This window comes from Rhodococcus tukisamuensis NBRC 100609, from assembly GCF_001894985.1.
In the GTDB taxonomy this organism is placed as follows: Bacteria; Actinomycetota; Actinomycetes; order Mycobacteriales; family Mycobacteriaceae; genus Rhodococcus_G; species Rhodococcus_G tukisamuensis.
The window spans coordinates 55,250-61,911 of record NZ_BCXG01000028.1 but is presented as its reverse complement, the minus strand read 5'-3'; the positions used below and the strand labels follow the sequence as shown (position 1 = coordinate 61,911).

The 6,662-nt window shown below is 68.9% G+C and carries 7 protein-coding genes; 4 read left to right on the top strand and 3 right to left on the bottom strand.

Features of this window, described 5'->3' with window-relative positions; translation table 11 throughout:
* The first annotated feature begins 56 nt into the window (after positions 1 to 56).
* Both RT2_RS21605 and RT2_RS21600 read left to right on the top strand, forming a co-directional pair.
* Positions 57 to 971, top strand: coding sequence for an NAD-dependent epimerase/dehydratase family protein (locus RT2_RS21605; RefSeq protein ID WP_072846858.1), 915 nt, complete (start codon positions 57 to 59; stop codon positions 969 to 971).
* Positions 972 to 1,043: 72 nt separating this feature from the next.
* Positions 1,044 to 1,907 (top strand): SDR family NAD(P)-dependent oxidoreductase, encoded by an 864-nt coding sequence (locus tag RT2_RS21600; RefSeq protein ID WP_072846857.1) that lies wholly within the window; start codon positions 1,044 to 1,046, stop codon positions 1,905 to 1,907.
* Between the two features lie 46 nt (positions 1,908 to 1,953).
* Here RT2_RS21600 and RT2_RS21595 read toward each other — a convergent pair whose 3' ends face one another.
* Positions 1,954 to 2,340, bottom strand: coding sequence for an HsmA family protein (locus RT2_RS21595; RefSeq protein ID WP_072846856.1), 387 nt, complete (start codon positions 2,338 to 2,340; stop codon positions 1,954 to 1,956).
* A 381-nt stretch (positions 2,341 to 2,721) separates the two neighbouring features.
* Here RT2_RS21595 and RT2_RS21590 point away from each other — a divergent pair, with 381 nt between their 5' ends.
* The gene (locus tag RT2_RS21590; protein ID WP_072846855.1) at positions 2,722 to 3,210 is read left to right on the top strand and encodes an SRPBCC family protein; all 489 of its coding nucleotides are present in this window, start codon (positions 2,722 to 2,724) and stop codon (positions 3,208 to 3,210) included.
* 130 nt (positions 3,211 to 3,340) lie between these two features.
* Here RT2_RS21590 and RT2_RS21585 read toward each other — a convergent pair whose 3' ends face one another.
* Complete coding sequence (locus tag RT2_RS21585) at positions 3,341 to 4,714, bottom strand: flavin-containing monooxygenase (RefSeq protein ID WP_072846867.1); 1,374 nt, start codon at positions 4,712 to 4,714, stop codon at positions 3,341 to 3,343.
* A 54-nt stretch (positions 4,715 to 4,768) separates the two neighbouring features.
* On the opposite strand from RT2_RS21585, the gene RT2_RS21580 reads away from it, so the two are divergent.
* Positions 4,769 to 5,686, top strand: a complete 918-nt coding sequence (locus tag RT2_RS21580) for a poly(ethylene terephthalate) hydrolase family protein (RefSeq protein ID WP_245709223.1) — start codon at positions 4,769 to 4,771, stop codon at positions 5,684 to 5,686.
* 282 nt (positions 5,687 to 5,968) lie between these two features.
* On the opposite strand, the gene RT2_RS21575 is transcribed toward RT2_RS21580, so the two are convergent.
* Positions 5,969 to 6,607 carry an NAD(P)-dependent oxidoreductase gene (locus tag RT2_RS21575; RefSeq protein WP_072846854.1) on the bottom strand — a complete coding sequence of 213 codons (639 nt, stop codon included), beginning with the start codon at positions 6,605 to 6,607 and terminating at the stop codon, positions 5,969 to 5,971.
* Positions 6,608 to 6,662: the final 55 nt, after the last annotated feature.

Here is a 6,662-nt window from a genome sequence, read left to right as displayed (position 1 = left end):
GCCCTCGCAACCCCTGACCCTGTTCTCATCGGCTAACACTCGAAAGGTCCACTGCTGTGAAGATTCTGGTTCTCGGAGGCACCGGCATGATCGGTGCCCACGCCGCCCTCCATCTGCGCGAACGGGGCAATGACGTAACCCTGGCTGCCCGCGGTCCGATCGCGGATGACTCCCCGGTCGCCGGGTTTCCCGTGTTGGTCGGCGACTACACCGGCCCGTCCTTCACGGTGGAGCAGCTGTCGGGGTTCGACGGGATCGTCTTTGCTGCCGGCCAGGACGTGCGGCACAAGGGCCCCGACGTCGACGACGGCCCGTTCTGGGAGCGAACGCAGAGCGTCGGCGTCCCGCGATTCGCGGCGCTCGCCAAGAAGGCCGGTGTTCCCCGTTTCGTACAGGTCGGAAGCTACTACCACCAGCTCCGCCCCGACCTGGCCTCAGACAACCCGTACGTGGCCGCGCGGCAGGCGGCCGACGAGGGGGCCTGTGCCCTCGCCGACGAATCGTTCAACATCTCCACCTTGAATCCCCCCTCCATCATCGGTGCCGTCCCCGGTGCGTCTGCCAGGCGCTACCGCCGGATGATCTCGTGGGCGGCCGGGGATGAGCCCGGGATTCCCGACTTTGCCCCGGCCGGCGGGACGAACTACATGTCGGCTCGTTCATTGGCGGAAGCGATCTGGGGCGCTCTGCACAATGCCGAGCCGGGCGCGGCCTACCTTGTCGGCGACCAGAATCTCACCTTTCGCGAGTTCTTCCAGATGCTCGTCGATGCCGCGGGCGGCAATCGGGTCATCGACGAGCGCGACGAGGAACACCCGCTGCTGCCGGACCCGTTCATCGTCCAGGGTCGCGGCAACACGCTGGCATACGAGGTGGGCTCGGAAGTCGCTGCCCGGCTCGGATACGCGCGCGACGACTGCGCTCGTGCAGTCGACGATCTCGTCCGGGTGGTACGAGCCGCATCTCGCTGATCCGTCGACGAGTGTCCCGCTCGACAATCGACGAGCTTGCAAGTCTCCGCCCTCCTCGAAAGGTGCACCCATATGAAGCTCGATCTGAGCGGTAGGACGGCGCTGGTCATCGGCGGAGCCGGCGGCATCGGCGGCGAGGGGGCTCGAGCGCTCGTGTCGGCGGGCGCATCGGTGACGATCATGAGCCGGGACGAGTCGAGGATCGCGGCGTTCGCAGCCGAACTCGCATCGCACGCCCCCGACGGCGCCCGCGTCGATCACATCGCCGGCGACTCACTGGTCGAGGACGACGTCGCCGCCGCCGTCGCGAGGGCAAGCGGGTCTGCCGGACTCGACATCTGCGTGAGCACGGTCGGCCGGGGCAGCACCACGCCGCTGCTGATGAACAACGCGCGCGACTTCACCAACGAGCTGCAGGTCAACATCACCAGCGCGTTCGTCGCGATCAAGTCCTGTGTGCCGGCCATGGCGAAGGCGGGCGGCGGATCGATGGTGTTCACCTCGTCGGTAATCGCCGCCCAGACCTTTCCGTACATGAGCGGCTACTGCGCGGGCAAGGCCGGACTGGAGGCACTCATCCGCACCGCCGCAGACGAATTCGGCCACCTCGGCATCCGCATCAACTGCATCAGGCCAGGCCTGGTGAACTCACCGGACAACCCCAAGGTCGCCGCCAGCTTCGCGGGCGGCCGGCCGACTGCCTTCCTCGAGCAGACCCCACTCGGGCGGCTCGGCGTGCCGACCGACATCGCCGGCGCCATCCGGTTTCTCGCGGGCCCGGAATCGTCCTGGGTCACCGGCACGGCGATCACCGTCGACGGCGGCGCCCACATGCGGAGGGCGCCCGACGTCACGAGCCGGCTGCGGGAGGAGCTCGGCGACGAGACCGTGGAGATGCTGCTCGCGGGACAGGTGCCGAACCCCCGGGGCCGCTGACCCGACGGGCAACGAGCGTCATTCTTCGGCCGTGGCTGAGCACATGCTAGCCAGTCATGGCGCCGATGGCCCCCGTGAAGTAGGGCACCAGCCAGATCGACCACACGACCAGGCTGAACTGGTGGAACTTTGCCTTCTCGGAGGGGCGATCGCGGAGCAGGACAATGACGGCCCACACCAGGTGAATGGCCATGAGCACGATCGCCAAGGCTCCGGTGACGATCATGATCTGGTCGAACGTGGATGTTCCGGCTTCCGATGACTCGTCGGAGATTTTGCTCATCAGGAAGGTACCGGTGGCGTCGCAGACCAGGCCGAGCGTGAAGGCGCCGGCGTGCCACCACTTCAAGGTCTTTTGGATGCGTTCCGACCACACGCCGATTGAATAGAAGACTAGGGCAAACGTGATGACGATGATCGCGGTGGCCAGCATGCCCCGAGACTAGCCGGGGCTTGTTGCCGATCCGCGACGCCTCGCTGCCGCTGTCGCCGAAAGCTGAGACAGCGGCGGGATGACCCCTGGGTATCAGGGACGGTTGACACCGATGGTTGATGTGCTCCCGGGGGGGGGGCGCCGCGCGAGGCTCTGATGCATGACTTCACCACCGCACCGGATGTGGTCGCCGACAGCGGTTTACGTGCTCGTCGTGTTTCTGGCCGGCGGCATCCTGATCGCCACCCAGTCCGCGACCGGCCCCGATCCAGACCTGCACGACCCGCCGTTGGTGAACCCCTCTCTCCTCTTCCTTCTCCACTCACATAGCATCGGCACCACCTTGCCCTCGGACACCGAATCCAGCCACGGAGGAGCCTCATGCGTCTGCGCGACAACCCAACCGTCGAGGTCTCCGAACGTCTGGAGTGCAGTCCCGAGCACGCCTGGGCGCTGATCACCGACATCGAGCTGCCCACCCGCGCCGACGGCGAACTGCAGCGGGTGGAGTGGCTGGATGGGGCCGCGGGGGTCGCCGTCGGCGCTCGATTCCGTGGGTACAACGCCAACCCGCAGGCGGGAGAGTGGCACACCGAGCCGGAGATCACCGAGGTCGAAGACGGTCGCCGCTGGGTGTGGCGTGTGGGCCCAGCGGATGAGCCGCTGGCTGTCTGGGGCTTCGAGGTCGACTCCGACGGCGACGGCGCCGTCGTTCGACAGTGGGCAAAGGCGGGCACAGGGCGGTCACCGCTCTCCGACTTCATCGAGCAGTACCCGGACAAGGAGGGCACGATTCTCGCCCACCGGTTGGCCGTGTGGCGGGACGGCATGGCCGCCAACCTTGCGGTCCTCAAGCAGCTCGCCGGCTGACGCACCAGACCGTCGGCATACTTGTGTGATCAGACGCCCTCGTCAGGCGCGATTGTCGGCCGGTCCACCACCCAGTTCATCCCGCTTGTGGGCCAGTCGCCATGACCGCGCGTGCCCCTCGCACTGCCGGTCAGCGCGCGGTGCCGGCGCGGCGGGCACCGCGCCGTCGCTCCCGCTCGAGACTCCAGAGGTAGTGCTCGAAGTCGACCTCCATGGTGTGCCGTGGCGAGTTGTAGAACCGCCGCTTGGCGCGATCGTGCTCGGCCGTCATCTGCGACCGGATCTCGGCGTCGGGCGGCGGCAGGTACCGGCCGGCGAGGGTCTCGGCGATCCACGCGCCCTGCGCCTCGGCGAGCGGCATCACCGCGCCGAGCGGCTGCAGAAGCCCGACGAAGTACAGGCCGGGAAGATCCGGGTGCACAGTTCGCTTCCACAGCGGCAGGTCGTTCTCGGGGGCGGCGACGAGCTCCGGGTCGAAGAACGGAAAGCTCACCCGGTATCCGGTGGCCCACACGATCAGGTCGGCGCGGGACCGGGTCCCGTCCTCGAAAACGACTGTGTCGCCGTCGAACCGGTCGATCCTCGGACGTGGGGTGATCGCACCGGCCTGCAGTCGCGCGTGGATCTGCTCGGACTGCACCGGGTGCGCTTGACCGGGCCGATGTGTCGGCCGTGGGAGCCCGTAGCGGGTCAGGTCGCCGGCCGTGAGGGCGGTGACGCGGAGCCCGGCAGAGATCGCCCAGCCCGGCATCCAGCCCGGCATCACAAATCGGTCGGCGGGCTTGCCAAGCAGCATCTTGCGCATCACCCAGTGGCTGCGACGCACCGCCAGCGTGGTGCTGCGCGCGACCTTGGACGCCTCGACCGCGATGTCGAGACCCGAATTCCCCATGCCCACGACCACCACGTCCCGGCCGGCCAGCTGGTCGGCGGTGCGGTAGTCGTGGGAGTGGATCTGCTCGCCGGTGAAGCTCCCCGGAGTGGGGTCCGGCCAGCGGGCGTCCCAGTGGTGCCCGTTCGCAACCAGCACGGCGTCGTAGCTCTCCACGCGCTCGCCGGCGGGGCCGGTCGTACGGACCGACCACGTGCCGTCCGGGGCTCGCTCGACCTGCTCGACGGTGGTGCCGAACGTGATGGTGTGCCGGAACCCGAAATGCTCCACGTAGGACTCGAAGTAGGCGCGGACCTGGTCGTGCCGCGCGTAGGGCGGATAGTCGGCGGGCATCGGGAAGTCCGAGTAGGCCATCCGCGGGCAGGACGTGTTGATCTCCAGCGTCTCGTAGCAGGCGGACACCCCGTTCGGGTTGTCGTAGACCCAGTTGCCGCCGATCACGCTGCCCTGCTCGAAGCAGTCGAACGGGATTCCGGCGACGTGGAGCGCCTTGGCCGCGGCGATGCCCGACGATCCCGCACCGATCACGCACACGCGGGGCAGGGTCTCGACGTTCGGCGCCGGGGTGGCAGTGGCCGGGGCACGCCGCCGGGGTCTGACAAAACTGGGCATGGCGGCCATGTTCGCACGAGATCGCGCCGCCGACGCTGGGTAGGATGCGCTTCCGTGACGTTACGGCGACCCCTGCTTCCCACCACCCGACCCTCCCGGACACTGCTCCTCGCCGCGATCCTCGCGATGCCGACGGCATTCGGGTTCTCGGCACCGGCCCTCGCCTCGGCTCCCGAGGCCGGTCCCACACCGCCGGCATCCGTTGCTCCGGAACGGCAATCCGTCAGCGAGCGCTACGCGGCCGCCGGCATCCACGCCGTCACATCGGTTGCGGTGCCCGGGTACCAGGTGTTCCACCCCGCCGACATCGCCACCAGCCCCGAGCGCCATCCGGTGGTCACCTTCGGCAACGGAAGCTACGCGACGTACAAGCAGTACGAGGAGTTGCTCCGCCACCTGGCCTCCTGGGGCCTCGTCGTCGTGGTCGCCGACAGCAGCGTCACCGGCGACGGGACCGAGATCCTGGCGGCAGCGCGCTACATACTGGCGCAGAACGACAACCCGGAGAGCGTCTTTCACGATCGCATCGACGTCGGCAACGTCGCCGCCGTCGGACATTCGCAGGGCGCCGGGGGATCGATCAATGCCAGCACCGACTCCGACGGACTGATCACCTCCACCGCGGTGCTCGACCTGCCCGATCCCTGGTGGGCCAGTCGGCCGGTCGACGTGTTCGACGTGACTCGACTGACCGGTCCGGTGTTCTACCTGACCGGGTCCGAGGATCCGGTCTCGACGGCCATACCGCAGGCCGCCTTTCACGCCGTGAGCCCGGGGCCCGCGGCCCGCGGCCGCCTGCTGGGGGTGGGGCACAACTGGCCCACCGACGGAGGGGGATTCCGCGGGTACCTCACCGCGTGGCTGCGTTTCACCCTCACCGGCGACCCCGACGCCGCCCGCGCCTTCGTCGGTCCGGCACCGGAACTGCTGGCCGACCCACGGTGGGACGGGACTGCGGTCAAGGGCTTGTGAATCGACGGTTCGGGGCGCGGCGTCGATCTCGTCGCCGACGTCCGGCCTGCGGGAACGCTCGCCCGCGACAGTGACGATCGCGAGTCATCGACCGGGTGATCGCCTTCGACGCCGTTGACGACGCTCACCTCGTCCGTGTGCAGCGGGATGAATCGGTCCACGTCGTTCTGGAACTCCACGGCGTCCGCGACGACTTGGCGGATGGCGGCGAGGTCGGACGAGTCGGTGCTCATTTCGATACTCCTGGTGCCGGTGGCGGTGGCGCGCAACCGGCCGGGGGGATCAGTAGGCGACGGTGAACCGGACCCGGCAATGTGCCGGCCGTTCGGCCTCGTCGAGCAGTGCCATCGCGAGGTCCTCCATGGAGATCACCGACTCGCCTGCGGGGTCGACCAGCAGATCGTCCGCGCCCAACCGGTACCGGCCGGTGCGCCTTCCCGGCTCCAGCAGGGCGGGCGGGCTCAGGTATGCCCAGTCCGCGCCGGTATCGGCGCGGCACGCCTCGAGTTGGTCGGCGCACGCCCGCGCGATGCCGAGCAAGGTCGCGGGGAACTCGGGGTCATCCATCACCGTTACGCCGGCTGTGCCGGGCATGGTCAGGGTCGCGGCGCCACCCACGACGAGCAACCTGACACCGGTCCGGGCGAGCCCGGCCAGCAGCACCTTCGTGGCCGTGACCAGTTCGGCCTCCCGGCCCGGCGCCGGACGGGTCGCGCTGATCACCAGGTCCTGGCCGACACTCAGGTCGACCACGTCCTCGATGGTCGCCGCGTCGCCGATCCGAACCTCTGCCGCCAACGGCACCTCGTGGGCCCGGGCCGGACTGCGCAGGACGGCCGTGACCTCGTGGCCGCGGGCGAGCGCCTCCGCCACCGCCCGGCTCCCCACCTGTCCTGCCGCGCCGAAAACTGTTATACGCATTGTTGTTTCACTCCTACCGGATTGGGACTGGAAGACCGGACCGCGGAATCGGTGC

Coding starts and splice junctions, on each gene's coding strand:
- RT2_RS21600 (WP_072846857.1), top strand. CDS start 1,044: ATGAAGCTCGATCTGAGCGGTAGGACGGCGCTGGTCATCGGCGGAGCC.
- RT2_RS21595 (WP_072846856.1), bottom strand. CDS start 2,340: ATGCTGGCCACCGCGATCATCGTCATCACGTTTGCCCTAGTCTTCTAT.
- RT2_RS21590 (WP_072846855.1), top strand. CDS start 2,722: ATGCGTCTGCGCGACAACCCAACCGTCGAGGTCTCCGAACGTCTGGAG.
- RT2_RS21585 (WP_072846867.1), bottom strand. CDS start 4,714: ATGCCCAGTTTTGTCAGACCCCGGCGGCGTGCCCCGGCCACTGCCACC.
- RT2_RS21575 (WP_072846854.1), bottom strand. CDS start 6,607: ATGCGTATAACAGTTTTCGGCGCGGCAGGACAGGTGGGGAGCCGGGCG.